At 72.7% G+C, this 26998-nt stretch carries 26 protein-coding genes; 6 read left to right on the forward strand and 20 right to left on the reverse strand.

What is annotated here, in order from left to right:
• The first annotated feature begins 62 nt into the window (after window positions 1-62).
• Window positions 63-971, forward strand: a complete 909-nt coding sequence (locus tag CWOE_RS17820) for an oxygenase MpaB family protein (RefSeq protein WP_012935033.1) — start codon at window positions 63-65, stop codon at window positions 969-971.
• A 53-nt stretch (window positions 972-1024) separates the two neighbouring features.
• On the opposite strand, the gene CWOE_RS30945 is transcribed toward CWOE_RS17820, so the two are convergent.
• From CWOE_RS30945 to CWOE_RS17840, 4 genes are read right to left on the reverse strand one after another with little or no spacing between them, the layout of a single operon-like run.
• Window positions 1025-1891 carry a class I SAM-dependent methyltransferase gene (locus CWOE_RS30945; RefSeq protein WP_012935034.1) on the reverse strand — a complete coding sequence of 289 codons (867 nt, stop codon included), beginning with the start codon at window positions 1889-1891 and terminating at the stop codon, window positions 1025-1027.
• A gap of 9 nt (window positions 1892-1900) precedes the next feature.
• Window positions 1901-3370, reverse strand: coding sequence for an AMP-binding protein (locus CWOE_RS17830; protein ID WP_012935035.1), 1470 nt, complete (start codon window positions 3368-3370; stop codon window positions 1901-1903).
• Between the two features lie 36 nt (window positions 3371-3406).
• On the reverse strand, window positions 3407-4255 hold the full coding sequence (locus CWOE_RS17835) for a DUF2182 domain-containing protein (RefSeq protein WP_012935036.1): 849 nt from the start codon (window positions 4253-4255) through the stop codon (window positions 3407-3409).
• Complete coding sequence (locus CWOE_RS17840; RefSeq protein WP_012935037.1) at window positions 4252-4848, reverse strand: DUF1326 domain-containing protein; 597 nt, start codon at window positions 4846-4848, stop codon at window positions 4252-4254. Before CWOE_RS17840 ends, CWOE_RS17835 begins: the two co-directional genes overlap by 4 nt.
• A 172-nt stretch (window positions 4849-5020) precedes the next feature.
• On the opposite strand from CWOE_RS17840, the gene menB reads away from it, so the two are divergent.
• Genes menB through CWOE_RS17855 form a run of 3 tightly spaced genes read left to right on the forward strand, consistent with a single transcriptional unit; the run spans window position 5021 to window position 7810 of the window.
• Complete coding sequence (gene menB, locus CWOE_RS17845) at window positions 5021-5842, forward strand: 1,4-dihydroxy-2-naphthoyl-CoA synthase (protein WP_012935038.1); 822 nt, start codon at window positions 5021-5023, stop codon at window positions 5840-5842.
• Window positions 5843-5854: 12 nt separating this feature from the next.
• Window positions 5855-6757: a 1,4-dihydroxy-2-naphthoate polyprenyltransferase gene (locus CWOE_RS17850; protein WP_012935039.1), complete on the forward strand. Its 903-nt coding sequence runs from the start codon at window positions 5855-5857 to the stop codon at window positions 6755-6757.
• Between the two features lie 18 nt (window positions 6758-6775).
• A complete protein-coding gene (locus tag CWOE_RS17855; RefSeq protein WP_012935040.1) occupies window positions 6776-7810 on the forward strand; it encodes a mandelate racemase/muconate lactonizing enzyme family protein in 1035 nt (344 codons plus the stop codon).
• On the opposite strand, the gene CWOE_RS17860 is transcribed toward CWOE_RS17855, so the two are convergent.
• The 3 genes from CWOE_RS17860 to CWOE_RS17870 form a co-directional block, all read right to left on the reverse strand.
• Window positions 7767-9998, reverse strand: coding sequence for an MMPL family transporter (locus CWOE_RS17860; RefSeq protein ID WP_012935041.1), 2232 nt, complete (start codon window positions 9996-9998; stop codon window positions 7767-7769). The genes CWOE_RS17855 and CWOE_RS17860 overlap by 44 nt on opposite strands.
• A gap of 67 nt (window positions 9999-10065) precedes the next feature.
• Window positions 10066-11067, reverse strand: coding sequence for a ScyD/ScyE family protein (locus CWOE_RS17865; protein WP_041730629.1), 1002 nt, complete (start codon window positions 11065-11067; stop codon window positions 10066-10068).
• Window positions 11068-11234: 167 nt separating this feature from the next.
• A complete protein-coding gene (locus CWOE_RS17870) occupies window positions 11235-11969 on the reverse strand; it encodes an alpha/beta fold hydrolase (protein ID WP_012935043.1) in 735 nt (244 codons plus the stop codon).
• 15 nt (window positions 11970-11984) lie between these two features.
• On the opposite strand from CWOE_RS17870, the gene menD reads away from it, so the two are divergent.
• Both menD and CWOE_RS17885 read left to right on the forward strand, forming a co-directional pair.
• Window positions 11985-13838: a 2-succinyl-5-enolpyruvyl-6-hydroxy-3-cyclohexene-1-carboxylic-acid synthase gene (gene menD / locus CWOE_RS30950; RefSeq protein ID WP_012935044.1), complete on the forward strand. Its 1854-nt coding sequence runs from the start codon at window positions 11985-11987 to the stop codon at window positions 13836-13838.
• Window positions 13839-13869: 31 nt separating this feature from the next.
• Window positions 13870-14169, forward strand: a complete 300-nt coding sequence (locus CWOE_RS17885; RefSeq protein ID WP_012935045.1) for a hypothetical protein — start codon at window positions 13870-13872, stop codon at window positions 14167-14169.
• A 79-nt stretch (window positions 14170-14248) separates the two neighbouring features.
• On the opposite strand, the gene CWOE_RS17890 is transcribed toward CWOE_RS17885, so the two are convergent.
• From CWOE_RS17890 to CWOE_RS17950, 13 genes are all read right to left on the reverse strand, one after another.
• Window positions 14249-14833 (reverse strand): hypothetical protein, encoded by a 585-nt coding sequence (locus CWOE_RS17890; RefSeq protein WP_012935046.1) that lies wholly within the window; start codon window positions 14831-14833, stop codon window positions 14249-14251.
• 68 nt (window positions 14834-14901) lie between these two features.
• Window positions 14902-16353, reverse strand: coding sequence for an isochorismate synthase (locus CWOE_RS17895; RefSeq protein ID WP_012935047.1), 1452 nt, complete (start codon window positions 16351-16353; stop codon window positions 14902-14904).
• 30 nt (window positions 16354-16383) lie between these two features.
• Window positions 16384-16941 (reverse strand): acetolactate synthase small subunit, encoded by a 558-nt coding sequence (gene ilvN, locus CWOE_RS17900; RefSeq protein WP_012935048.1) that lies wholly within the window; start codon window positions 16939-16941, stop codon window positions 16384-16386.
• Between the two features lie 9 nt (window positions 16942-16950).
• Window positions 16951-18627 (reverse strand): biosynthetic-type acetolactate synthase large subunit, encoded by a 1677-nt coding sequence (gene ilvB, locus CWOE_RS17905; RefSeq protein ID WP_012935049.1) that lies wholly within the window; start codon window positions 18625-18627, stop codon window positions 16951-16953.
• Window positions 18628-18783: 156 nt separating this feature from the next.
• Entirely contained in the window at window positions 18784-19101 is a 318-nt protein-coding gene (locus tag CWOE_RS17910; RefSeq protein WP_012935050.1) for a hypothetical protein, read from the reverse strand.
• Between the two features lie 13 nt (window positions 19102-19114).
• Window positions 19115-19306: a hypothetical protein gene (locus CWOE_RS17915; RefSeq protein ID WP_012935051.1), complete on the reverse strand. Its 192-nt coding sequence runs from the start codon at window positions 19304-19306 to the stop codon at window positions 19115-19117.
• Window positions 19307-19337: 31 nt separating this feature from the next.
• Window positions 19338-19931 (reverse strand): dihydrofolate reductase family protein, encoded by a 594-nt coding sequence (locus CWOE_RS17920; RefSeq protein WP_012935052.1) that lies wholly within the window; start codon window positions 19929-19931, stop codon window positions 19338-19340.
• A gap of 111 nt (window positions 19932-20042) precedes the next feature.
• On the reverse strand, window positions 20043-21482 hold the full coding sequence (gene gatB, locus CWOE_RS17925; protein ID WP_012935053.1) for an Asp-tRNA(Asn)/Glu-tRNA(Gln) amidotransferase subunit GatB: 1440 nt from the start codon (window positions 21480-21482) through the stop codon (window positions 20043-20045).
• Window positions 21479-22945, reverse strand: a complete 1467-nt coding sequence (gatA, locus tag CWOE_RS17930) for an Asp-tRNA(Asn)/Glu-tRNA(Gln) amidotransferase subunit GatA (RefSeq protein ID WP_012935054.1) — start codon at window positions 22943-22945, stop codon at window positions 21479-21481. The genes gatB and gatA overlap by 4 nt, the downstream gene beginning before the upstream one ends.
• Window positions 22942-23232: an Asp-tRNA(Asn)/Glu-tRNA(Gln) amidotransferase subunit GatC gene (gene gatC / locus CWOE_RS17935; RefSeq protein WP_012935055.1), complete on the reverse strand. Its 291-nt coding sequence runs from the start codon at window positions 23230-23232 to the stop codon at window positions 22942-22944. Before gatC ends, gatA begins: the two co-directional genes overlap by 4 nt.
• A 23-nt stretch (window positions 23233-23255) precedes the next feature.
• The gene (locus CWOE_RS17940) at window positions 23256-23768 is read right to left on the reverse strand and encodes a hypothetical protein (protein WP_012935056.1); all 513 of its coding nucleotides are present in this window, start codon (window positions 23766-23768) and stop codon (window positions 23256-23258) included.
• 75 nt (window positions 23769-23843) lie between these two features.
• Window positions 23844-24695 carry a bifunctional methylenetetrahydrofolate dehydrogenase/methenyltetrahydrofolate cyclohydrolase FolD gene (folD, locus tag CWOE_RS17945; protein ID WP_012935057.1) on the reverse strand — a complete coding sequence of 284 codons (852 nt, stop codon included), beginning with the start codon at window positions 24693-24695 and terminating at the stop codon, window positions 23844-23846.
• Window positions 24696-24755: 60 nt separating this feature from the next.
• On the reverse strand, window positions 24756-26996 hold the full coding sequence (locus tag CWOE_RS17950) for an ATP-dependent helicase (protein ID WP_012935058.1): 2241 nt from the start codon (window positions 26994-26996) through the stop codon (window positions 24756-24758).
• Window positions 26997-26998: the final 2 nt, after the last annotated feature.

Here is a 26998-nt window from a genome sequence, read left to right on the forward strand (position 1 = left end):
GACAGGCGCCCCGCTCTGCCGCGAGACTGACGACGCACGTAGTCACATCGACGGGGCTGAGGATGGACGACGGATACTTCCCAGAAGGACGTTCGCTGCTGCGCAGCGTGCACGAGGAGCGCATGGTCGGGCTCTTCTACGGCCAGCGCGCGCTCGCGATCGGCGCGCTCGACCCGCGCAACTTCGTCGGCACGATCCAGTCGTCCAACGGGCGGCTGGCGCCGTTCAGACGGCTCGCGCGCACGGCGGCGGCGTTCGAGACCGTCTTCTTCGGCACGCGCGCGGAGGCCGACCGGATGCTGGAGCGCGTCGACCGCCTCCACCACCGCGTCAGCGGCGAGCTGCCCAGCGACGCCGGCGCGTTCCCGGCGGGAACGCACTACTCCGCGTTCGATCCCGAGCTGATGCTGTGGACCGTGGCGGTCACCTTCGACTCGGCGCTGTGGTTCCACGAGCTGCTCGTGCGGCGGCTGAGCGACGCCGAGCGCGAGACGCTGTGGCAGGAGTACCGCCGCTTCGGCGCGCTCTTCGGGATGCCGCTGAAGGCCGCGCCGGCGGACTACCCGGCGTTCCGGGCGTGGTACGACGCGCGGCTCGCCGGCGGTGAGATGCACCTGACGCCGGAGGCGCGCTACACCGGCCGCGCGATCGCGTTCGAGATCCCGTTCCCGCGCAGTCAGGTGCCGGCCAAGCAGGTCCACGACCTCGTGATGCTCGGCTCGTTCCCGCCGCGCGTCCGCGAGCAGTACGGGCTGCGCTGGACGCGCGCGCACGCCGTCGCGTTCCCGCTCGCGGTCGCCTCGCTGCGAGCAGCGCGGACGGTCGCGCCGAAACGGATGACGCGCGGGTCGAGCCGCCGCAGCTACGACGTGATCGCGGCGGTCGAGCGCAACCGGCTGCTGCGCGGCGTGCCGACGCCGCAGGTGCCCGCGCCGGGCGCGGTCGCCGAGCGTGCGACGGCGGCGCGTTAGGCCGCAGCGGCGGCGACCAGCGCTGACGCTGTGGCGTCGCGCACGAACGGGCGCTACGCCGCCGCGGCGGCGACGAGCGCGACGCCGGGCAGGCTGAACGAGCCGTCGGACTCGGCGTACGGCGCGGTCTTCTCGGTCAGGCGCGCTCTGAGGTCGTCGATCTGGCGCGCGTCGAGCGGGGCGACGAGGTCGGCGAACGGGCGCGACAGCGACTTCGTCTCGGCGAACAGGTCGGCGACGCCGGCGTACGGGCACGCGATCGTGAGCTCCTCCACCTCGATGTCGGTGAAGCCCGCCTCCTGCAGCAGGCCGGTCACGATCTCCGGCGTCGAGATGCCGAACGGGTCCGGCGTCATCGTGAGCGAGTCGATCAGTCCCGCGTCGTAGATCGCCTCACGCGTGAGCCGCGACCACGGATTGCGTTCGGCGGCGGTCCAGGTCGCGAGCGCGACGCGACCGCCGGGGCGCAGGACGCGGCGCATCTCGCGCAGCGAGGCGTCGCGGTCGAGCGCGAACATCAGGCCCCAGCGGCAGATCACCGCATCGACCTCGGCGGTTCTCATGTCGATCCACTCGAGGTCGATCGGCTTGAACTCGACGTTGCGCAGGCCCAGCTCGGCGGCGCGTTCTCTCGCGTGCCGCAGCATCGCCTCGGCGCCGTCGCTCGATATCAGCGTCCCGCCCGGCTCGATCAGCTCGGCGGCGAGGAACCCTGTCTCGCCGATGCCGGCGGCCAGCTCCAGCACGCGTTGGCCGGGCTGCGGCTCGATCGCGTCGACCAGCCAGCGCGAGACGTCCATCGCGACCGCGGTGAAGCGGGCGCTGCTCTCGCGCCAGCCGTCGGCTGAGCGCTCCCAGCGGTCGCGCATGTCGGCGCGCAGCTGTTCGGGGTCGGGCTCGTCGGCTTCCGGACCGGTCATCCGCCGAGGCTACCTGAGCGCGCGGCGCAGCAGCTTGCCCGAGGCGGTGCGCGGGAGCGAGTCGGCGAAGGCGATCCGCTTCGGCACCTTGAAGCGGGCCAACCGCGCGGCGACGTGGGCGCGCAGCTCGGCCGCGAGCGCATCGGCGGCGGGCGGCGTGGTGGCGCCAGGCGACGTGGTGGCGCCAGGCGGCGTGGTGGCGCCAGGCGACGTGGTGGCGCCAGGCGGCGTGGTGGCGCCAGGCGGCGCGGCGGCGGCCGCCGTGTGCGGCGTGCGGGCGCCGGCGGGCGACGCGCCGTCTGCGGGCGCGCGCAGCACGACGGTCGCGACGACGGCCTCCCCCCACTCCGCGTCGGGCACGCCGTGGACCGCGGCGTCGGCGACGGCCGGGTGCGCGAGCAGAACCGCCTCGACCTCCTGCGGCGCGACGTTCTCGCCGCCGCTGACGATCGTGTCCGCCTTGCGGCCGGTCACGATCAGACGGCCGCGCGCGTCGAGCGCGCCGAGGTCGCCCGTGTGCAGCCAGTCGTCGGCGGCGAGCGCGCCGCGCGCGACGGTCTCCCCTCTGACGAGGATCTCGCCGTCAGGCGCAAGCTCGACCTGCTGCCCGGTCAGCGGCCGGCCGGCGGTCTCCGGCTCGCCCGCGAGCGACGTCGTCACCTGCGAGCACGCCTCGGTCATCCCGTACGTCTGCGCAGCCGGAAAGCCGGCGGCGCGGGCGCGCGCGGCGAGCGCCGGCGCCAGCGGCCCGCCGCCGATCAGCGCGACGCGCAGGTGCGGCGGGTGCTCGGCGCCGGCGTCGAGCACGCGCTGGAGCGTCGTGGCGACGAGCGAGACGAGCGTGACGCCATCGTGCTGGAGCGCGTGCGCCGCACGCTCGGCCTCGAAGCGCTCGTGCAGCACGACGGTCGTGCCGTAGATCGCGCTGCGGAGCAGGATCGACAGCCCGCCGACGTGGCTGAGCGGGAGCGTGCAGAGCCAGCGGTCGGCGGGGTCGAGCCCCAGCGCCAGCGCGGAGCCGAGCGCGTTCCACTGCCAGTTGGCGACGGTCAGCTCGACCGGCTTGGGCGCCGCGGTCGTGCCGGAGGTGTAGAGGACGGTGGCGACGGCGCCGGGGTCCAGTCGCTCGCGCAGCGGGGGGTCCGACGCGCCCGCGGGACGTGCGAGCGGTTCGTCCACGAGCACCGCCGCGCCGGCCGTCCGCGGCTCCCGCTCCGCCGGCGACAGGCGGGTGTCGATCGGCAGCACGGCGGCACCGAGCAGCAGCGATCCGTGCAGCGCCGCGACGAACGGCTCGCCGGGCGGCAGCGCGAGCGCGACGCGGTCGCCGGGGCCGACGCCGCGCGCGGCGAGCGCCGCCGCGGCGGCGCTCGCCGCCGCGTGCAGCTGCGCGTACGTCGTGGTCCCCGCCGCGGTCACGAGCGCGGGATGGTCCGGCCGCAGCGCGGCGGCGCGCGGGAGCCATGCGTCGAGGTGCATACGGCCAGCAGGCTAGTGCAGCCGTTCAGGGCGGCGTCACGGCATCGCCTCGCCCGGCATCGCCTCGCCCGGCATCGCCTCGCCCGGCATCGCCTCGCTCGGCATGCCGTGCATCGTGCCGGGCTCGGTGACGGCCGGCGCGGTCGCGGGCGCGGCCGCGATCCAGACGCCGAGCGCGACGAGCGCCAGTGCGAACACGCGCGTGGCGCCCTCGCCAACCGGGGTCGCCTTCTCGACGAAGACGATCGCCGCGACGACGACCATCCACGTGACGCTCATCAGCCCGATTGCGAGCAGCGCCAGCATCAGCGCCCAGCAGCAGCCCGCGCACCAGGCGCCGTGCTCGACGCCCATCCGCAGCGCGCCGCCGCGGCCGTCGCGCCAGCGGCCGAGCAGGAAATGCAGCGGCGTGCGGCAGTGCCGCAGGCAGCGCAGCTTGAGCGGCGTCAGCTCGTAGAGCCCCGCGAGGACGACCGCCGCACCGGTCACGAGCGGACCCTGCCGGTCCCAGGCGAGAAAGGCCGGATCGGCACCGCGCACGAGCGCATCGACGCCGTAGGCGAACAGCCCGAACGTCGCCCACACGACGGCGTACCCGGCGAGGAACGCCGGCAGCCGCCCGGGCGTCGCCCGCGAGCGCGCGACGCGGTCGAACGCGGCCGCCATCGGCACGACCGCCGGCAGCATCATCGCCGCCATCATCGTGACCCACACGCCGACGAACCAGCCGAGCGTTCCGAGCGCGGTGCCGGGACCGTCGTCCATCCCCTCCATCCGCACCGCGGTCACGATCCAACCCGCGAGCGCGACCGCGACGAGCGCGAAGGCGATCGTCTGCTGCCGGCGCAGCCGTGCGGCGCCAGGGAGCGGATGGGAGGCGCTCATCCGGCCCAGGAGAACGGCGCGGACGAGCCCGCTTTGCCCTCGAAGCGGATTCCGAACGCGTCGACGCGCGAGCGTCTCGCCTGCGAGAGCGTGAGGGTCGTGTTCGACGGATGCTCGACGTTGACGATCCGCGTCGGCTCGTCGAGGTGCTCAGCCTGCAGGTCCTCGATCTCGATCTCGATCGCGTCGCCGACCGTCAGGCGGTGCAGGCGCGCGTCGTCGACGTACGTGATCGGCGCCTGCTCGACGCCCAGCGTCTCGCCGATCAGCGGCGCGAGCAGCTCCATCGGCCCGCCGAGCTGGCCGCTGAAGACGGCGCCCAGCTTCTCCGCCTGCTCGGCCGAGGCGCGCTCGTCGATGTAGAGCGCGACGCGCCAGCCTCCGTCCGTCATCTGTCCGGGCGTGTCGCCGACCAGGACCAGCGTCAGGTCGTCGAGCGCGACCCCGTCCACCTCGCCGGACTCGACGTGGAATGCGAGGACCGCGTTGCAGCGTTCGTTCGTCGCGGGAAGCTGCAGCGACGTGACCGTGCACGGGCACGCGACGTCGCAGTTGCAGTTCTCGAAGTAGGTGCCGGCGAGCTGCCATGCCATGCGACCACCTCCTGGTGCCGGGGAATGCCGCACCGGCCGGCGCGCCGGCGCCTCCTCCGACGCTACTCCCCGTAAGCACACGTCGCAATGGTTTTCAGCGGTTCGTGGCGCGCCGCTGCGCCGGGTCGCGCGCAGGCGCTTCGCGGACGCGAGCGCATTAGGGTGTGGGGCCATGGACTGGACGACTGCCCACCACTACACCGACATCCGCTACGAGCTGTCCGACGACGGGATCGCGAAGATCACGATCGACCGGCCGGAGGTGCGCAACGCGTTCCGGCCCGAGACCGTGATCGAGCTGTCCGACGCGTTCGAGCGGGCGCGGGAGGACACGTCGGTCGGGGCGATCATCCTCACCGGCGAGGGCGAGAAGGCGTTCTGCTCCGGCGGCGACCAGCGCGTCCGCGGCGACTCGGGCTACAGAGTCGGCGGCAACGCGGCGGTCGGCCGCTTCCACGTCACCGACCTGCACGTCCAGATCCGCCGGCTGCCGAAGCCCGTCGTGGCGATGGTCGCGGGCTACGCGATCGGCGGCGGCCACGTCCTCCACATCGTCTGCGACCTCACGATCGCCGCCGACAACGCGCGCTTCGGGCAGACCGGCCCGCGCGTCGGCTCGTTCGACGGCGGCTTCGGCGCCGGCCTGCTCGCCCGCCAGGTCGGACTCAAGAAGGCGAAGGAGATCTGGTTCCTGTGCCGTCAGTACGGCGCCCAGGAGGCGCTGGAGATGGGGCTCGTCAACACCGTCGTGCCCTACGCGGAGCTGGAGGCGACGACGGTCGACTGGTGCCGCGAGATGCTCGCGCTGTCGCCGATGGCGCTGCGTCTGCTGAAGGCGAGCTTCAACGCCGACGAGGACGGGCTCGCGGGGATCCAGCAGCTCGCGCACGACACCAACCTCCTGCTCTACGCCGGCGAGGAGGCGAGAGAGGGCCGCACCGCGTTCCTCGAGAAGCGCCAGCCCGACTTCTCGCAGTTCCCCCGGCGTCCGTAGCCTGATCAGCAGATGTCCGCCGACACCGCCTCACCGAGCATCGTCCGCATCTGGCTGATGGCCGCGCGCCTGCGGACGCTGCCGGTCGGGCTCGCGCCCGTCTTCGTCGGCACGGCGCTCGCCGGTTACGAAGACACGTTCCATCCGCTGCGCTTCGTCGCGGCGCTGCTCGGCGCGCTCTTCATCCAGGTCGGGGCGAACCTCTCCAACGACTACTCTGACGCGCGCCGCGGCGCCGACACCGAGGACCGCCTCGGCCCCGTGCGCGTCACCGCCGGCGGGCTCGTGCCCCCGCGGCAGGTGCTGGTGGCGACCTACGTCACGTTCGGGCTGGCGGTCGTCTGCGGCGCGTACCTGATCGCCGTCGCCGGCTGGCAGCTGCTGCTCGTCGGCGTCGCCTCGATCATCGCCGGCGTGCTCTACACCGGCGGGCCGCGCCCGTACGGCTACGACGGCCTCGGGGAGCTGTTCGTCTTCCTCTTCTTCGGGATCGTCGCGGTCGCCGGCTCCTACTTCGTGCAGACCGAGACGCTCGAGTGGGAGGCGTTCGCGCTCGCCGTGCCGGTCGGCCTGCTCGCCTCTGCCGTGCTCGTCGTCAACAACTACCGCGACATGGACACGGATCGCAGGGCGGGCAAGAAGACGCTCGCGGTGCGGCTCGGCCGCGAGAAGTCCCGCGTCCTGTTCGCGGCGATGGTGTACGGCGCGTACCTGTGCACCCCGATCACCTGGATCTTCGGGCCGCTCGCGCCGTGGGTCCTGCTTCCGCTGCTGAGCGTCCCGCTCGCCGCGCCGGTCGTGAGGATCGTCCGCAACCGCACCGACGGGCCCTCGCTCAACGAGGCGCTGGCGAGAACCGGGATGCTGTCGCTGATCTTCTGCGTCCTGCTGTCCGCCGGCGTCCTGCTGAGCTAGCGAGGGACGACCGGCCCGGTGCGCCTCGCGATCGCCCCGCGCCGGCTGCGGCTGAAGACGCCGCTGGAGACCGCGCACGGCACCGTCGCCGAGCGCGAGCTGCTCGACGTGCTCGTGTTCGGCGCGGACGGCGTCGCGGGCGCCGGCGAGGCGGCGCCGTTGACCTCCTACGACGGCGTCGAGCTGGACGACGTCCACGCGGCGCTGGAGGACTGCCGGCCGATCCTGCGCGAGGCGGAGGGCCTGCCGCGTGCGCAGATCCTCGCGGAGTGCCGTTCCGCGGCCGTGCTGCCGCAGGCGATCGCGGCGATCGACCTCGCGCTGTGGGACCGCGAAGGGCGCAGAGCCGGCGTCCCGGTCGCGGAGCTGCTCGGCGCGCACGGCGGCGCGGCCGTCGCCGTCAACGCGCTGATCGGCGCGACCGACCGCGCCGGCGCCGCCGCCGAGGCCGCCGCGGCCGTCGCGCGCGGCTTCCGCTGCCTCAAGCTGAAGGTCGGGATCGGCGACGACGCCGGCCGTCTCGCGGCGGTGCGCGCCGCCGTCGGCGCGGACGTCGCGCTGCGCGTCGACGCGAACGGCGCGTGGACGACGGTCGAGGAGGCGCTGGCGAACCTGCGCGCGCTCGAGCCGGTCGGGATCGAGCTGTGCGAGGAGCCGGTCCACGGCGTCGAGCAGCTGCGCGCCGTGCAGGCGGACGCGCCGGACGGCATGACGATCGCGATCGACGAGAGCGCCGCCGGCCCTGGCGCCGTCGAGGCTGGTGCGACGCGCGCGGTCTGCCTCAAGCTGAGCCGCTGTGGCGGCATCAGCGGGCTGATCGAGGCGGCCGAGCGCGCCCGCGCCGCCGGCAGCGAGGTCTACCTCGCCTCGACCCTCGACGGCCCGCTCGGGATCGCCGGCGCGCTGCACGCCGCCGCCGCGCTCGGGCCGCTGCGCCCCTGCGGGCTCGCGACGCTCGACGGCTTCGACGGGCTCGACCTCGACCCGGCGCTGGCGGTGCGCGACGGCGTCATGCGGGTCCCGACGGGGCCGGGGCTGGGGGTCCGGGCGTAGGCGGAGGCGGCGGCGTGTCGGCGTCGTCGAAGTAGCCGTGGCCCTCGACGCTGATGCGCGGCAGGATCCGGTCCAGCCAGCCGGGGATCCACCATGCCGCTCTGCCCATCAGCGCCATCACCGCCGGCACGAGCAGGCAGCGCACGAGCGTCGCGTCGACGATCACCGCGACCGACAGGCCGACGCCGAACTGCTTGATCGTCGGGTCGCCGTTGAGGATGAAGCTGGCGAAGACGCTGACCATGATCAGCGCCGCCGCCGTGATCACGCGCGCGCTCTCGGCCAGCCCGCGCACGATCGCGTCGCGCGGCGAGGCGCCCGAGCGGTAGTGCTCCTGCACGTGGCTCATCAGGAACACCTCGTAGTCCATCGAGAGGCCGAACAGGCCGGCGAACATCAGCAGCGGCAGGTAGCTGACGATCGGCACCGCACCGTCGAGCCCGACGGCACCGGCGAACCACCCGTACTGGAAGACCATCACCACGACGCCGTACGCGACGCCGATCGACAGCAGGTTCATGACGGCGGCCTTCAGCGGGATCAGCAGCGAGCGGAAGGCGATCGTCAGCAGCACGAAGCTGAGCGCGATGATCACGAGGATCGTCTCCGGCAGCTTGTCGGAGATCTCCTCGGCGAGGTCGATCGACGCGGCGGTCGAGCCGCCGACGGAGGCGGCGATCCCCGCGCCCTGCGTGGCGGCCGGGATCGTGTCGTCGCGCAGGTTGTTGACGAGGTCCTCGGTCGCCGTGTCCGACGGCGCCGTTCTCGGGATCGCGTTGAACGTCGCGATCTGCCCCGGTCCGTCGAGCGCGACCGGCGTGACCGCCGCGACGCCGGCGGCGCCGCCGACCGCCTGCTGCAGTCTCGCGAGACCGGGATCGTCCGGCTGCGCCGGTCTCGCGAGTCTCGCGGCGATCACGACCGGCCCGTTGGCGCCGACGCCGAAGCCCTCCGTGATCGCGTCGTACGCCTGCCGCGCCGTCTCGTCCTTCGGCAGCGCGCCGGTGTCGGCCTGCCCGAAGTGGAGCGAGAGGGCGGGGATCGAGAGCGGGATCATGATCGCCAGCGCGATCGCGACCGCGATGAACGGGCGGTGGACGATCCAGCGCGCGAGGCGCGCCCAGCGGCTGTGCTCGAGGTCGGCGGCCTCGGCCGGTCTGCGCCCCGGCAGCGGCAGCGCGTTCACGCGCGTGCCGACGAGCGCGAGTATCGCCGGCAGCAGCGTCAGCGCGCAGATCATCGCGAGCGCGACCATCAGCCCGGTCGTGAGGCCGAGCGTCGTGACGAGCGGGATGCCGGCGACCGCGAGCGAGCAGACCGCCACGACGACGGTGCAGCCGGCGAACAGCACCGCGCCGCCGGACGTCGCGACCGCGCGCGCGACCGATTCGCCCGGTTCCATCCCCCTCGCGAGCGTGTCGCGGTGCGTCGTGAGGATGAAGAGCGCGTAGTCGATCCCGACACCGAGGCCGAGCATGATCGCCAGCGTCGGCGCCGAGGTCGGCACCTCCGTCAGGTGGCTGAGCAGCGTGATGCCCGACGTGCCGGCGATCACGCCGATCAGCGCGGAGACGATCGGCAGGCCCATCGCGACGAACGTGCCGAACGTGAACACCAGCACGATCAGCGCGAACGTCAGGCCGACGACCTCGCTCTTCTCCGTCTCCGGCTTGGACAGCTTGGAGCCGAGCGGACCGCCGGCGGAGGTCTCCAGGCCCGCCTTCTTCGCGGGGTCGGCCTTGTCGAGGATCTCCTGCGCGTCGTCGATCGTGACGTCGCCGAGGCTGCGGTCCGGGAAGACGGAGATGTACGCGACGGTGCCGTCTCTGGAGACCTGCCCGGCGCCGTCGCTGCTGAGCGGGCTGATCACCTTCGCGACGTACTGGTCCTTCTCCAGCGCGCTCACGGAGTCGCTGATCGCGCTCGAGTATCTGGAGTCCGTCACCTTCCCGCTCGTCGCCTTCAGCACGATCGGGCTCGACCCGTTCGCCTGCGACGGGAAGCCGCGCTCGAGCAGGTCGGTCACCTCTTCGCTGCCGGTGCCCGGCAGGCTGATGTTGTCGCTCGCCTGCGAGCCGAGCGAGCTGGCGGCGACGCCCAGCCCGACCGCCACCGCGACCCACGCGAGCAGCACCGCCAGCCGGTGCCGCACGCACAGCCGGCCCAGCTTGTACAGGACCCCGGTCATCGTCGCTCTCCGTTCACGCGTGTCGTCGCACCGTATATCCGCGAGACGACCGGGGTCAATGCAGTTGCTAGAGGCCGCTGATCCTCACGACCTCCCCGCCCGCTCTTCTGAACGGGCTTCTTCTCGGCGTCGTGGCCGGCAGGACGGAGAGGTTGGAGACGTAGACGTCGCCGTTGTCCGCGACCGCGGCGCCCTGCGGGAACAGCAGCCCTCTCGGCGCGAAGGTGGTGCGTCTGCCGTCGGGCGCGACCCGTGTGACGGCGCCCGGCGCGCTCTGCGATCTGAGGTTCGTGCTCAGCTGCGTCACGTACATCGAGCCGTCAGGACCGAAGTCGAGCCCGGTGATCGCGGTGAAGCCGGTCGCGACGACGGTCAGTCTGCCGCCCTGCGGCGGGATCTTCAGCACGCGCGCGCCGCCGGTGCCGAACGCCTCCGCCAGCTCGCCGACGTAGATCGAGCCGTCCGGGCCGAGCGCGAGCGAGGTCGGGACGCGCTGCCGTCTGCCGGAGCCTCTGTCGACGGCGAGCAGCGAGACCTCTCTGCCTCTCACCTGGAGGATCGCGTTCGCGCCGGCGTCGGCGACGATGTCGCGACCGTCGAGCGCGAGCACGCCGTAGGGGTCGGAGTTGCGATCGCCTCTGACGCCGTCGGAGTTGTGGACGAACTCGAACGTGTCGACCGAGGCGACGTCGGTCAGCGGTCTGGGCAGCAGGCGCAGGAGGTCGCCCGCCTGGTCGCGCGCTCTTCTCGGCGCGGAGGCGACGTCTCTGGGCGTGCCGGACGTGATCGCGGTGATGACGCGCCCGTCGGGGCCGATCGCGACGCTGTCCGCGCCGACGGTGAAGGTGCCGTCCTGCCCGCCGATCGACAGCAGCCCGCTCGCGACCGTGCGCTTGGCGCCGCCGGGCGAGATCGCGAGGATCTTGCTGGAGAAGCCGATGCAGGTCGGCGATCTTCTGGGGCCGGCGCAGGAGCCTCCGGCCTTGCCGGCCGCGGCCACGTAGAGCGTGCCGTTGGGCGCGAGCGCGACCTGGCGTGGGTTGTCGATCCCTCTCGCGAGGACTGACATGGAGGGTGCGGCGGAGGCGACCGCGGGGGCCGCGAGCACCGCTGCAGCCGCGAGGAGAAGGCCGGGCACGCCTCGTCCCGACCGCAAATCGGTGGAAAGCATGGAGCCGACCGTACGCCGCGTCGAGGGGTGGCGCGGAGGGATTCGGGATGAACCCGCGCGCCGTGTCAGAGCAGCGCCGCGACCACCTCCGGGCGCTCCAGCTGCACCGCGTGGCCGGCGCCGCTCACGACGTGCAGCTCTGCGTGCGGGATCCGCTCCGCCATCCGCTCGGCGATCGCACGAAACTTCGCGTCGCGTTCGCCGGCGATCAGCGCGACGGGGACGCGCAACGCCGGCAGGTCGTCCCACAGCGGCTCCATCGCGCCGGTGCCGACGCCGCGCAGCGACGCGGCGAGGCCGTCCGGCGTCGAGCGCAGCCGCTCGGCGTGCGCGGCCGCCGCGACCACCGGCGGCTGACCGGCGAACAGCGGCTGCGCCGCCCAGCGCCGCGCGAACGGCTCGACGCCGTCGCGCTCGATCTCGTGCGCGAGCGCATCGTCGGCGGCGCGGCGGGCGGCGCGCTCGGTGGGATCCTCCAGGCCCGGACTGGCACCGATCAGCACGAGCCGCTCGATCCGCTCCTGCGCGGCGCCGGTGCCGTCGCCGCGCAGCGCCAGGTCGAGCGCGATCCGCCCGCCCATCGAGTAGCCCGCGAGCGTGAAGCGAGGCGGCGCGAGCGCGAGCACGTCGGCCTCGATCGAGGCGAAGTCGACGGGCCGTCTCGCCGACGCCGCGCCGTGGCCGCGGAGGTCCGGCGCGAGCGCGCGATAGCGTTCGGCCGACGCCGCGACGACGGGATCCCAGCTGCGCCCGGTCTGGGTGAAGCCGTGGAGCAGGACGATCGTCGCACGAGCCGCCATCGCACGGATGTGTACATGACCACGACCGCCACCGACACCTACGTCCTCCTGCGCGCCTTCTGCGACGAGCTGGCGCGCTGCGGCGTGACCGACGCGTGCACCTCCCCCGGCTCGCGCTCGACGCCGCTCGTGCTGTCGCTCGCGCGCGGGCCCGGGCTGCGCGCGTGGTCGCACGTCGACGAGCGCGTCGCGGGCTTCTTCGCCGTCGGGCTGGCGAAGCAGACCGGCCGCGCGGTCGCGATCGCGGTGACGTCGGGGACCGCGGCGGCGGAGCTGGCGCCGGCCGTGATCGAGGCGGCGGAGGCGCGCGTCCCGCTGATCGTGCTGACGGCGGACCGCCCGCCGGAGCTGCGCGACGTCGGCGCCGGCCAGACGATCGACCAGGTCAAGCTGTTCGGGGGCGCGGCGAAGCAGTTCGTCGAGGTCGGCGTCGTCGGCGCGGCGACCGCGGCACGCGTGCGCTGGATGCGCCAGCTCGCCTGCCGCGCGGTCTGGACCGCGCAGGACGGCCGCCCCGGCGTCGTGCATCTGAACGTCCCGCTGCGCGAACCGCTCGTGCTCGACGGGCCTCTCCCAGACGACCCCGCGCCGGGCCGGGGCGGCGGGCGGCCGTGGGTGGCGCGGACGCGCGTGCCGCTGCCCGCCGACGCGCCGGAGCTTGGGATCGTGCCGGCGCGGCACGGTGTGATCGTCGCGGGGCGCACCGAGCGCGGCGAGGCCGTGCCGGCGGCGGTCGTGCGGTTCGCGGAGGCGGCCGGCTACGCGCTGCTCGCCGACCCGCTCTCCGGCGCCCGCGCAGGCACCGCCGCCGTCGCCCACTACGACGCGCTGCTGCGCGATCCCGGCTTCGCGGCGAGCGCCGTTCCGGACCTCGTCGTCCGCGTCGGCGACCTGCCGACCTCGAAGCCGCTGCGCGCGTGGCTGGCCACGCTGCCGCCGGACGTGCCGCAGATCGCGCTGGACCCCGAGGGCTCGTGGCACGACCCCGACGGCGTCGTGAGCGAGCGGGTCGAGGGCTCGCTTCCGGTCGCGCTCAGCGCGCTCACTGGCGCGCACGCAGACGCCGGCGACCCGGCCTGGCTGGAGCGCTGGCGTGCAGCGGACGCCGCCGCCGCGCGCGCGATCGACGCGACGATCGGGACCGATGCGGGCGAGGCGCCGAGCGGTGCCACGTCGGCGAGTGCGACGGTCGCGGGCGCGACGCCGACCGGTGCTGCCTCCTCGGGCGGGCCCGCCGCGAGCGCGACGGCGGCGAGCGCGCCGCTCAACGAGCCGCTCGTCGCGCGCGAACTGGTCGCCGCGCTGGCTCCGGGCGCGACGCTGTTCGTCGCCGCCTCCATGCCGATCCGCGACGTCGAGACGTTCGCCGCCGTGGCGCCAGGTGCCGCGAGTGCGCCGCGGATCCTCTCCAACCGCGGCGCGAACGGCATCGACGGCACGGTCGCGAGCGCGCTCGGCGCCGCCGCGGCCGGCCGCGGGCCCGTCGTGCTGCTGATCGGCGACGTCGCGCTCGCGTACGACCTCTCCGCACTGCTGTCCGCCCGCCGCCACGCGCTCGACCTGACGATCGTGCTCGTCGACAACGACGGCGGCGGGATCTTCCACTTCCTCCCCGTCGCCTCGCAGACGGACGCGTTCGAGGAGCACGTCGCGACGCCGCACGGGCTCGACTTCGCCGCCGCCGCGGCGCTCTACGGCGCCCGCCACGCGCTGCTCGAGACCGCCGCGGACCTGCGCGCCGAGCTGGGCGGCGCGACGCGTCCGGGCGCCGGCGTGACGATCCTCCAGGCGCGCACCGATCGCGAGCAGAACGTCGTGCTGCATCGACGCGTCTGGGACGCGGTCCGCGCCGAGCTGGCGAGCGGCTGATCCGCCGCGGCGGCGACTACCGTTCGGCGCCGTGTCCGACACGCAGATCAGCTTCCTCGACTTCGACGAGCCGGCCTCCCCGCCGTCGGCCGCGCCCGCGCCGAAGCGGCGTGTCTCCTCCAAGGGCATCGCGCCCGGCGACGTCGTCGAGGTCGACCGCAAGGGCCGCCGCTTCCACGCGCTCGTGATCTCGCTCGACCAGCGCGACAGCGGCCGCTTCGAGCTGGAGCTGCGCCCGCTCGACAGCCGCATCTCCTACCGCACCGCGACCGTGCGCGACGTGATCGGGCTGTGGCGCAAGGCCGAGCTGCCGCCGCGCGGCGGCGACTGAAGCGGCCGCCGCAGGAGCTGACGCCGGAGCCGCGCGAAGTGGCCCCGCGCGGCGACCAGCGCCAGCTCCTGCGGGTGCGCTATGCCCCCGCGCCCTGCGGGAAGACGGCGCCGATTCTGCTGAACTGGAAGCCCATGCCCTGGAGGCCGGCGTTGCCGCAGATCGCTGGCCCTCCTCCTAGCCGGAGACCGACCAGATTGTTGGCTAGTATCGTCGCCTGGCCGTTGGCGTTGTTGTACTCGATCCCCACGTTCCCGGCGTATAGGCATCTGACCGTCCCGCCGCTCGCGGTCAGTAGCAGCTTGAATCCTAGGATCGTGAATAGGTACTTGCCCGCGGCGCCGGGGCCCGAGTACTGCATGATCCACGGCAGATCTAGTATCGAGACCGCGATGCCCGAGCACGGGTTCGGCGCGATCGTCACGGCGGCGATGCTGCCGACTGGTCTGCCTAGGTCGCCTCTGTCTATCGGCCCTGCGTTCAGCGTGCCTCTCAGCACGTAGCTGCACGTTATTGCACCAATCGGCACGTTGAGTGCGATGTTGCCTATCGACGTGGCGGTTATCCCGCCGGCCGGCGCGAACGTGAGTGCCGCCGACGCCGTGCTCGCCACCATGGCGAGCACGACCGCAGCTGCCGCCGCGCACATTGAGAGCCTTCGCATTGCGTACCGCTCCTCCGGTCGTCCTGCTGGACTTGTCGAAGCGACGCTATCTACACTCTGTTTTTCAGTCAACCGGCGAGAACCGGCAGCAGCGCCTGCAGCTTGACCTCCGTCTCGGCCAGCTCGGCCGCGGGGTCGGAGTCGCGCACGACGCCGACGCCGGCGTAGCAGTGCGCGATCTGGCCGCGTAGGAGCGCGCAGCGCAGCGCGACGCACAGCTCGCCGTCGCCGTTGGCGTCCGTCCAGCCGACGGGGCCGGCGTACCAGCCGCGGTCGAAGCCCTCCAGCTGCGGGATCAGCCGCTCGGCGGTCGCGAACGGCTCGCCGCCGACCGCGGGGGTCGGATGCAGCAGCTCGGTCAGCGCGATCGCGCCGAGCGGGCGCGAGAGCTGCGCGCGGATCGGCGTCGCGAGGTGCTGGATGTTCGCCACCTTGACGACGACCGGCTCGGGGGCCGCCGTCACCCAGACGCTGTGCGGCCGCAGCGCGCGCGCGATCCGGCGCGTGACGATCGCCTGCTCGGAGCGGTTCTTGTCGCTGCGCAGCAGCGCCTCGCCGAGATGGTCGTCGACCGCCGGATCGGCGCTGCGGCGGGTCGAGCCGGCGAGCGCGACGGTCGAGGCGCGCTCGCCGTCGCGCCGCACCAGCAGCTCCGGCGTCGCGCCGACGAACGTCGCCGCGCCACGGCCGACCGCATAGACGAAGCAGCCGGGGAAGGCGTCCCGCAGCGCGCCGAAGACGGCGCCGGGATCGTGCGCGACCGGCGCGTGGACCTGCACCTCGCGGGCGAGCACGACCTTCTCGACCTCGCCCGCGGCGATCCGCTCGACGCCGCGCTGCACCGCGCTCTCGTAGTGCTCGGGCGGCATCGCGCTGACGACGCGGTACCTGCCCGCGGGCGCCGGGTCCAGCAGCGGCATCGCGTCGGCGCGCGTCAGCCCCGCCAGCCGCTCCTCGATCCCCTCCAGCAGCCCTTCCGGCGTGTCGTCGGGCGTCGCGAGCGCCGCGACCGTCAGCCGAACGTCGGCACCGCGGCGTGCGAACGCGACCTGCGGGACGTGCAGCGACGCGGGCGCGAAGCCGCTCCACGCCGGCGACTCGCCGCCGTGCGGGGCGAACGCGAAGCCGCCGACGGCGACCAGGCCGGCGCCCGCCGGGCCGTCCGGCGGGTCGGCGACCGCGTCGGCCGCGAGCGCCCGCCACGTCCGCGCGACCTCCGCGAAGCGGTCCGCGCCGGACGCTTCGACCGCGCGCACGCAGCCGAGCGCCGCGAGCGCCGTCGCGTCGCGGTCGGGCTGCTCGAGCGCGAACCACGGCTCACCGTCGCGCCGCGACGCGGCGACGACGGCGCTCGGGTCGACGCCGCGCGCCTGCACCGTCACGGCGGCCAGCACCTCGCCGGCGGCGCCGCGCGCGCGAGCGCGCCTGACCGCCTCCTCCACCCGTCTCGCGAGCAGCTCGCGCGCGGCCCGGTCGAGCCACTCGTGGCTGCCGGTCCGCGCGCGCGTGCCGATCCTCATGAAAGCGGTCCTACCCGCTGTCAGATCGTTCTAGGTCTCGCTGCGCCCGCGGGAGATCGCGATCTCGCCCGTGCGCGCCATCTCGATCAGGCCGAACGGGCGGATCAGCCGCTCGAACGCCTCGATCTTCTCGGTCGTGCCGGTGATCTCGACGATCACCGAGCGCTTCGCGACGTCGACGATCTTGGCGCGGAAGATCTCGCAGATCTGCAGCACCTCGGCGCGACCGGCGCCGTCGGCCGCGAGCTTGAACAGCGCCAGCTCGCGCGCAAGCGTCTCGGTCGGCTCGAGGTCGCGGATCTTCAGCACGTTGACGAGCTTGTGCAGCTGCTTGGTGACCTGGTCGATCGGGTGGACCGCCCCGTCGAGCGTCAGCGTGATCCGCGAGATGCTCGGGTCGTCGGTCGGGCCGACGGCGAGCGTGTCGATGTTGAACGCGCGCCGCGCGAACAGGCCTGCGACGCGCGTCAGCACGCCCGGCTTGTTCTCGACGAGGATCGAGAGGATGTGCTTGCGGCCGGTCATCAGACCGCCCGCCGCCTCCAGGTCGTCGAGGCTGATCAGTTCCTGCGTTCCGGGTTCGCCCATGACTGTCACCTAGCCCACCATGTCGCGCGCGGCCTGGCCGGGCGAGATCATCGGATACACGTTCGCCTCTCTCGTGACGCGGACGTCGACGACCACCGGGCCGTCGGTCGCGATCGCCGCTCTGAGGTCCTCCACGAGCGACGTCTTGTCGGTCAGCCGCACGCCGGTGCAGCCGTACGCCTCCGCGAGCTTGACGAAGTCGGGGAACTGCCCGAGGTCGACCTGCGAGTAGCGGTTGTCCCAGAACAGCTCCTGCCACTGGCGGACCATGCCGAGGAAGCCGTTGTTGAGGATGATCACCTTGATCGGGATTCTGTTCTGCGCGCAGGTCGCCAGCTCCTGGGCGTTCATCTGCACCGAGCCGTCACCGGCGACGCAGACGACCGTGCGGTCGGGCTGACCGACGGCCGCGCCCATCGCGGCCGGGACGCCGAAGCCCATCGTCCCGAGCCCGCCGGAGTTGATCCAGCGGCGCGGCTGCGGGAAGTCGTAGTACTGCGCCGTCCACATCTGGTGCTGGCCGACGTCGGAGGTCACGATCGCCTCGCCGCCGGTCGCCTCGTGGATCGCCTGGACCGCCCACTGCGGCGTGATCTCTCTGTCGGCCGAGTCCTCATATCTGAGCGGGTACTGGCGCTGCCAGCCGTAGATCCGCGACCACCAGTCCTCGAGCCGGCCTCTGTCGGCCGACAGCGCGCGATACTCGCTCGTGAGCCTCGCGAGGATGTTCTTCGCGTCGCCGACGATCGGGATGTGCGCCGGGACGTTCTTGGAGATCTCGGCGGGGTCGATGTCGATGTGGATGAACTTCGCCCGCGGCGCGAACTCCGACAGCTTGCCGGTGACGCGGTCGTCGAAGCGGGCGCCGATCGCGACGATCAGGTCGGCCTCGTCCATCGCGTAGTTCGCCGCGCGCGTGCCGTGCATGCCGAGCATGCCGAGCCACTGGTCGTGCGGCGCCGGGAAGGCGCCGAGCGCCATCAGCGTGCTGGTGACGGGGAAGCGGTCGCTCAGCGCCAGCTCGCGCAGCTCCTCGGCCGCGTTCGCGTTGACGACGCCGCCGCCGGCGTAGAGAACCGGCCGGCGCGCGTTCGCGAGCGCCTTGGCGGCGAGGCGGATCTGCTTCTGATTGCCCTCGGTCGTCGGCTGGTAGCCGGGCAGGCGCACGTCGGTGACGGGCTCGTACGGGATGTCCGCGCGCGACAGGTCCTGCGGGATGTCGACGAGGACCGGGCCGGGCCGGCCGGTGCGCGCGAGGTGGAACGCCTCGTGGATCGCGCGCGGGATCTCCAGCGGGTGCTGGATCATGAACGAGTGCTTGACGATCGGGAGCGTCATGCCGAGCATGTCCGCCTCCTGAAAGCCGTCCGTCCCGATCAGCTCCGTGCGCACCTGGCCGGTGATGAAGACGACCGGGACCGAGTCCATCATCGCGTCGGCGATCGGCGTGATCAGGTTCGTCGCGCCGGGACCGGAGGTGCCGAACGCGACGCCGACCTTGCCGGTCGCCTTCGCATAGCCCTCGGCGGCGTGGCCGCCGCCGGCTTCATGACGGACGAGGATGTGGCGGATCCCCGCGTCGTAGAAGGCGTCGTAGGTCGGGAGGTTCGCGCCGCCGGGCAGCCCGAATACGACCTCGACACCCTCCGCCTTCAGGCATTCCATCAGGGCGTCGACTGCACGCATCAGCGCTCGCCTCCTTTCGAAAGGCTCGGAAACCGGGAGCGCGCGCCGCCGGGGGCGCGCGCAGGATCGGGCCAGTCTACCAGCGGATTCGCCCCCGCCCGGGGCTGCCCGCAGGCGCGAAGACGCGTGTCAGCGGGAGATTTGCGTGCCGCGCCGTTATGCGCGCGGCGTCGCCGCCGCGCGCCGCTCGCGCGCGATCGCGACCTGGTTCTCGGATGCGATCGCGGTGTCCGGGAACTCCAGCTCGGTGCCGCAGCTGGTGCAGAGCGCGTCGTAGATCTTCACGACCTTGCCGCAGCCGGGGCACTGGCGCCGCAGCTCGTTCGACTCGAAGCGGTAGAGCAGCGCCGCCGCGAGCCCGAAGAACGGCAGGCAGAACGAGACCAGGAACCAGATGAAGAACGAGCTGCCCTTGACCCGGCCGACGATGCCGCCGGCGAGGCCAAAGCACAGCAGGATGACGAGGAACGCCATCGGAATCCAGGGTTCAGAGCAGGGTGTTGGCGGCCCACAGGAGCGCGCCGATCACGACGACCGCGATGACCAGCCAGAGTATGCCTGCCAGGAAGCTGAGCAGGATCTTCGCCAGCACCACGACGACGACGATCAGGATGAGCGCCGCGACGCCCTTCTTGATGATCGACGGCTTTTCGGGCTCTTTGTAGCCTTCGATGGACATACCCCGAAGCGTACTCCCTCGGGCGGTGGGGTTACCTGGCGTATCGGTAGGAGAGGTGCGTCACCCCGTCCCCCTCGATCACGCGCGGCGTCTCGAAGAAGATCGGCGTTCTGGCGAAGTGCTCGAAGAAGCGCACGCCCTCGCCGAGCATCACCGGCACGAGGTTGACGCGGACCTCGTCGAGCAGCCCGAGGTCGAGGCACTGCTGCGCGACGTTCGCGCCGCCGACGCCGACGATCCCGTCGTCGGCGATCGCCGACGCCTGCTCGACCGCGGTCGCGACGTCGTCCACAAACGTGAACGGCGCGCCGTCTCTCGGCCAGCCGTCCGGGACGCTGTGGCTGACGACGACGACCGGCACGCCGAGCGGATGGCTTCCGCCCCAGCCGCCGGCGACGTCGAACAGCCGCCGGCCGGAGACGATCGCGCCGAGGCTCGCCATCATCTCGCGCAGGTAGCCGGCGCTCGCCGCCGAGGTGCGGAACGCGTCCGGCCCGCCGGCGCCGGGCGTCCGCGTCTCGACGTCGCCGTCCTCGTACCAACCGAACAGATGCTCGACGCCGTCGACGGGGTGCGTGACGAAGCCGTCGAGCGACATCGTCATCTCAGCTACGACCGTTGCCATGGTGGGGTCCTTCCGGGTCGGGATGCGCGCGCCGAGGAGCGCGCCTTCCTCACCTCAGACGAACGGACGGCCGGGAAGTCATCGGGCGCGCCGCAGACGCGCCGCGCCGCGTCAAAGCCCGAGCTGCTCGCGCACGAGACGGTTGACCTCGCCGCCGTCGGCGCGGCCCTTCGTCTCTCGCATCACGAAGCCGACGATCGGCCCGATCGCCTTCATGTTGCCGGCCTTCAGCTTCTCGACCGCGGCCGGGTCGGACTCCAGCGCGCGCTTGACGACGTCGGCCAGCTCGTCGCCGCCGCCGATCGCGCCGAGCCCCTCGGCCTCGACGATCGCGTTCGGCTCGCCGCCGTCTGCCACCAGTCTGTCGAGCACCTGCTTGGCCGCGCCCTGCGTCACGGCCTTCGAGCGCACGAGCGCAGCGAGCTGCGCGATCGCCTGCGGCGTCACCTTCGAGGACGCCGGGTCCTCGTCGCCGATCCGCGCGACCAGCTCGCCGGAGATCCAGTTCGCGAGAGGCTGCGCGCCGCCATCGCCGGTGTCCGCGTCAGACGCCAGCGCCGCCTCGAAGTAGTCACCCAGCTCGGAGCGGAAGGCGAACAGGCGCGCGCTGTCGGCGCTGAGGCCAAGCTGCTGCTCGTAGCGCTCGGCGCGCTGCGCCGGCAGCTCCGGCAGCTCCGCTCTCGCCGCCGCGATCATCTCCTCGGTCAGCACGACCGGGACGAGGTCCGGCTCGGGGAAGTAGCGATAGTCGTGCGCCTCCTCCTTCGAGCGCAGCGACGAGATCGCGCCGGAGACGGGGTCGTAGTGGAGCGTCTCCTGGACGACCTCCTCCCCGCTCTCGACGAGCGCGATCTGGCGGGCGATCTCCGCCTCGACGCCGCGCTCGAGATAGCGGAAGGAGTTCATGTTCTTCAGCTCGGTCTTGGTGCCGAGCACGTCGCTGCCGACCGGCCGGATCGAGACGTTGGCGTCGCAGCGCAGCGAGCCCTCCTCCATGTTCACGTCCGAGACGCCGAGCTGGCGCAGCGTCGTGCGCAGCAGCGTCAGCCACTCGCGCGCCTGCGCGGCCGACTTGACGTCCGGCTCGGTGACGATCTCGACCAGCGGCGTGCCGCCGCGATTGAAGTCGACGACGGAGGCGTCGGCGCCGTGGATGCGGCCGCTGGAGCCGACGTGGATCAGCTTCGCCGCGTCCTCCTCCAGATGCGCGCGGTGGATCCGCACGTCGCCGAGATGGCCGCCCGAGCAGATCGGGATGTCGTACTGCGAGACCTGGTAGCCCTTCGGCAGGTCCGGATAGAAGTAGTTCTTGCGGTGGAAGATCGAGCGCGGCGCCAGCTCGCAGCCGAGCGCCATCCCGACCATCAGCGCGTAGTGGATCGCTCTCGCGTTGACGACCGGAAGCGCGCCGGGGAGGCCGAGGCAGACCGGGCAGGTGTGGACGGTCGGCGGGTCCCCGAACGACAGCTCGCAGCCGCAGAACATCTTCGTCTTCGTCTTCAGCTGGACGTGGATCTCCAGGCCGATGACGGGCTCGTACGCGGTGCTCATGCGAGGCCACCTCCGTTCTGGCGCGGCGCGGTGCCGTCGAAGCCGAGCGCCTGCTCCAGCACGTAGGCGGCGTTCAGCAGGCGGTTCTCGCTGAACGCCGGACCGGCGATCTGGAAGCCGACCGGCAGCCCGTCGGAGAGGCCGTTGGGGATCGAGATCGCCGGGATCCCGGCGAGCGACATCGGCACCGTGCAGAAGTCCTGCAGGTACATCTCCAGCGGGTCGGCGGTCTTCTCGCCGAGGCGGAAGGCGACCGTCGGCGCGGTCGGCGTGACGATGAAGTCGAAGCTGCCGAACGCCGCTCTGAAATCCTCGGAGATCTTCGTGCGGACCTTCTGCGCGCGCCCGTAGTAGGCGTCGTAGTAGCCGCTGGAGAGCGCGTAGGTCCCGAGCATGATGCGCCGCTTGACCTCGGGGCCGAAGCCCTCGGCCCGCGTTCTGACGTACATGTCGAGCAGATCGTCGGGGTCCTGCGTGCGGTGGCCGTAGCGGACGCCGTCGAAGCGCGCGAGGTTGGAGGACGCTTCCGCCGGAGCGATCAGGTAGTAGGCGGAGAGCGCGTGCGGGGCGTGCGGCAGGTGCGTCGTCTCGACCGTCGCGCCGAGCTGCTCGGCGAGCGCCAGCGTCGCGTTGAACGCCTCGCGCACGCCCGACTCGATCCCCTCGCCGGTCAGCTCCTCCGGCACGCCGAGGCGGATCCCCTTCAGGTCGACGCCCTTCGGCAGCTCGATCGCGTCCGGGTGGGCGAGCGACGTCGAGTCGCGCTCGTCGCGGCCGACCATGTGCCGGTAGAGCAGCGCGGCGTCGGTCACGTCGCGCGTGAACGGGCCGGCCTGATCGAGCGAGGAGGCGAACGCGATCATGCCGTAGCGGCTGACCGAGCCGTACGTCGGCTTGAGCCCGACGATCCCGCAGAGCGCGGCCGGCTGGCGGATCGAGCCGCCGGTGTCGGTCCCGAGCGCCCACGGCGCGAGGCCGGCGGCGACCGCCGCGGCGCTGCCGCCCGATGAGCCGCCGGGGACGCGCTCGCGGTCCCACGGGTTGCGGACCGGGCCGAACGCCGAGTTCTCGTTCGAGGAGCCCATCGCGAACTCGTCCTGGTTGGTCTTGCCGAGCAGCGTCGAGCCGGCGCGCTCCAGCTGCTCCACGACGTGCGCGGTGTACGGCGGGCGGTAGCCGGCGAGTATGCGGGAGCCCGACTGGCTCGGCACGCCCTCGGTGCAGAAGAGGTCCTTGACGGCGAGCGGGACGCCGTGCAGCGGCGCGTCGTGCGCGGCGCCGGTCTCGGCGGGCGCCGCGTCCGCGACCCATGTGTAGGCGTTGAGGCCGTCGTCGGCGGCGGCGCGGTCAGCCGCCGCGCGCTCGCGGTACGCGTCGAACAGCTCCGTCTGCGAGACGTGGCCGTGGCGCAGCTGCTCGGCCGCCTCCGCGGCGGTCAGCGCGATCAGGTCGGTGGCGCTCATGACGCGGCTCCGGGGCTCGGGACGCCGAAGCCGTCGTCGACGACCTCGGGCGCGTTCTCCAGCGCGCGCTCGCGCGGCAGCGACGGGCGCGGCTCGTCGGGGCGCAGCGCGTTGACGACGTCGACGACGTGCGAGGTGGCGGGCACGTCGTCGAGCTCCAGCTCGCCGATCCGCTCGACGTGGTCGAGGACGGCGGACAGCTCGCGCGCCATCGCGTCGACCTCGTCGTCGGCGAGGTCGAGGCGGGCGAGCTTGGCGACGTGGAGTACCTGCGCGCGATCGATCATTCGGCGCGGGAGTGTATCTCCCGTCAGGCCGCGGGCGGCGCGTCGCCCGAAGGCTCCGCCGCCCCCACTCTACGGGCAGGCACCTCGGGTGCGGGCGTGCCCGTGCTCTCGTCGCGCATCGACAGATAGCCGCCGTAGACGATCACAGCGGAGGCGACGAGGCCGAGGTACGCGCCGAACTTCACGCTGATGAACTCGTTCGGACCCGGCTCGTCGATCAGCACGCGGTAGGCGAGCAGCACCGTCGTCAGCAGCGCGATGGCGGTCGCGAGGACGGCGGCCGTGACGGGCAGCGCGGTCGTCGCCTGCGTCGCCGTCGTGACGACGAGCGCGAGCACGGCGACGATCGTCAGCAACATGAACCAGCGCAGGATCGAGTGCGTGTGCCAGCCGTTCGCCGACGCCTCGAAGCTGAACCCCTCGAACGACACGCCCGCGCCGTACCACTTGAAGAAGAAGAGCGTGACGAACAGCACCAGCGCACCGCCGGCCGCGACCCACTCGCCACGCCGCAATCGACTGAGGTCGAATCCCATCCCCTACCACCTCCGAATCCAGGGGTTGCGGCGGCAGGTTGCCGCAGCGCCGGGAACCGTAGCGCTTCGCGCCGCTCAGCCGCGCTGCAGCCGCGCGGCGGCGAGCGTGTTGCTCAGCAGCAGCGCGATCGTCATCGGCCCGACGCCGCCGGGGACCGGCGTCAGCAGGCCGGCGACCTCACGCACGGCGTCGAAGTCGACGTCGCCGACGAGGCCGTCGTCGGTGCGGTTGATGCCGACGTCGATCACCGCGGCGCCCGGCTTGACGGCGTCGGCGCCGATCAGCTTCGGGACGCCGACGGCGGCGACGAGCACGTCGGCGCGAGCGCAGACGGCGGCGAGGTCGCGCGTGCGCGAGTGGCAGACCGTGACGGTCGCGTTGCGCTGCAGCAGCAGGTGGATCAGCGGCTTGCCGACGAGGTCGGAGCGGCCGACGACGACCGCCTCGGCGCCCTCCAGCGGCACGTCGTGGCGGTCGAGCAGCTCGATCACGCCCGACGGCGTGCACGGCCGCAGGCCGGGCGCGCCCTGCATCAGCCGGCCGGCGCTGATCGGCGTCAGCCCGTCGACGTCCTTGTCCGGGGCGATCAGCCCGGTCAGCAGCGTCGCGTCGAGCTGCGCGGGCACCGGCAGCTGCAGCAGGATCCCGCTGACCTGCGGATCGGCGTTCAGCTCCTGCAGGTGCGCGACGACCTGCTCCTGCGCGACGTCGGCGGGCAGGTGGCGGTGGAGGTCCGCGATCCCGGCCGCGACGCACGCTCTGCGCTTGTTCGCGACGTAGACCGCCGAGGCGGGATCGTCGCCCACGAGCAGCGTCGCGAGACCCGGCGTGACGCCGGTCTCGGCGGTGAACGCGGCGACGTCCGCCGCGACCTGGTCGCGCACCTGCTGCGCGATCGCTCTGCCGTCGATCAGGGTGGCTGCCATGCGGCGAACGCTATCGACGGACGGGCGCACGGTGCCGTGCGGTCCCCGCCCGCGGCGCCGTTAGCGCTTCTCGATCGGCGCCAGATCGGCGACGAGCTTGCGCTCCGAGCCGTCTCTGGCGAAGCGGATCACGACGATCCCGCCCGACTCGACGGCGATCACGACGCCCTCGCCGAACGCGGCGTGGACGACGTCGTCGCCCATCCGGTAGGCCTCGCCGCCGCCCCCGCCGCCGCCCCCGCCGGAGTCCCAGCCGCCCCCGGGGATCGGCCCCGAGCCGAGCGGCGTGCTCCAGCTCGTCGCCCGTTCGCGTGCGCTGCCGACGCCGAGCGACGGCCGCTCGTTGCGATCGGTCAGCCCGATCGGCACTTCGTCGACGAAGCGGCTGCGGGCGCCGTAGGAGCGCGAGCCGAAGACCGCACGGGTGCGTGCGTAGGTCATGTAGAGGTCGCGCATGGCGCGCGTGAGGCCGACGTAGGCGAGCCGGCGCTCCTCCTCCAGACCGCCCTCTTCGATCGCGCGCTGGTGCGGGAAGACGCCTTCTTCGCAGCCGAGCAGGAAGACGATCGGGTACTCCAGCCCCTTCGCGTTGTGGAGCGTCATCAGTGTGACGAGCCCCTCGTCGTCTCTGCGCCCGTCGGCGTCGGCGACGAGCGCGATCTGCTGCAGGAAGCCCGCCAGTGACGGAGCCTCCTCACGCAGGTCGACGCTGCCGTCGTACTCGGCCGCGACGTTGACGAGCTCCTCCAGGTTCTCGATCCGCCCCTGCGACTCGATCGTGCGGTCGGCCTCGAGCGCCTCCAGGTAGCCGGATTCGCTCAGGACCTCCTTCAGCAGCTCGGAGACCGGCGGGTTCGCGGCGGCGCGCTCACCGAGGATCCGCATCGCGCCCATGAAGCGGTGGAAGGACTTTCTGGCGGCGGTACCGAGGCCGGGGACGCTGTCGGGCTCGAGCGCCGCCTCCCAGATCGTGATGCCGGCGGTGTTCGCCCACGATATGACGCGCGAGAGCGACGTCTGGCCGATCCCGCGCCGCGGCGAGTTCGCGATGCGGGTGAAGGAGACGACGTCCTGCGGGTTGACGAGCATCGTCAGGTAGGCGATCGCGTCCTTGATCTCGGCGCGCTCGTAGAACTTCGTGCCGCCGATCACCTGGTAGCCGATCTGCGCGCGCACGAGCGTGTCCTCCAGCACCCGCGACTGCGCGTTGGTGCGGTAGAAGACGGCGATCTCGTTGCGCGAGACGCCCTCGTCGACGATCCGCTCGATCTCGCCCGCGACGAAGCGCGCCTCCGCGTGCTCGTCGTCCAGCTCGCGCACCTTGATCGGATCGCCGATCCCGAGGTCGGTCCACAACTCCTTTTCGCGCTGCCCGCGGTTGTTGCGGATGACCGCGTTGGCGGCGTCGAGGATCGTCTGCGTCGAGCGGTAGTTCTGCTCCAGCTTGACGACCTTCGCGTCCGGGAAGTCGTCCTCGAAGTCGAGGATGTTGCGGATGTCGGCTCCACGGAACCCGTAGATCGACTGACTGTCATCGCCAACCACCGCCAGATTTCTGTGCTCGCCGGCGATCAGCTGGAGCCAGCGGTACTGGACGTGGTTGGTGTCCTGGTACTCGTCGACGAGCACGTGGCGGAAGTTGTCGGCGTAGCGTCTGCGGACCTCGGGGAACAGCTCCAGCACGTTGACGGCGCGCACGAGCAAGTCGTCGAAGTCCATCGCGTTCATGCGGTGCAGCTCGGACTCGTAGAGCTTGTAGACGTCCGCGACCGTCTGCTCGAAGAAGGAGCCGACCATCTGCGCGTACGCCTCGGCGTCGCGCAGCTTGTTCTTCGCGTCGGAGATCTCGTGGTGGATCGCGCCGGGCGTGAAGCGCTTGGGGTCGACGTCCAGCTCCTCGATCGCGCGCTTGACGAGGCGGCGCGCGTCGGACTGGTCGTAGATCGTGAACTGCCGCGTGTAGCCGAGCCGGTGGGCGTCGGCGCGCAGCATCCGCGCGCACGCCGAGTGGAAGGTCATCACCCACATCGCGCGGGTGCGGCGGCCGACGAGCATCTCGACCCGCTCGCGCATCTCCTGCGCGGCCTTGTTCGTGAACGTGATCGCGAGGATCTCGTCCGGGCGCGCCTGCCCGGTGCCGACCAGATACGCGATCCGGTGCGTCAGCACGCGTGTCTTGCCGGAGCCCGCGCCAGCGAGGATCAGCAGCGGCCCCTCGCCGTGCACGACCGCCTCGCGCTGGGGCTCGTTGAGCCCCGCGAGCAGCGCGTCGAGGTCGGCGACGTGAGCGTTGGCGGACACCT

It is taken from the genome of Conexibacter woesei DSM 14684 (assembly GCF_000025265.1).
GTDB lineage: Bacteria > Actinomycetota > Thermoleophilia > Solirubrobacterales > Solirubrobacteraceae > Conexibacter > Conexibacter woesei.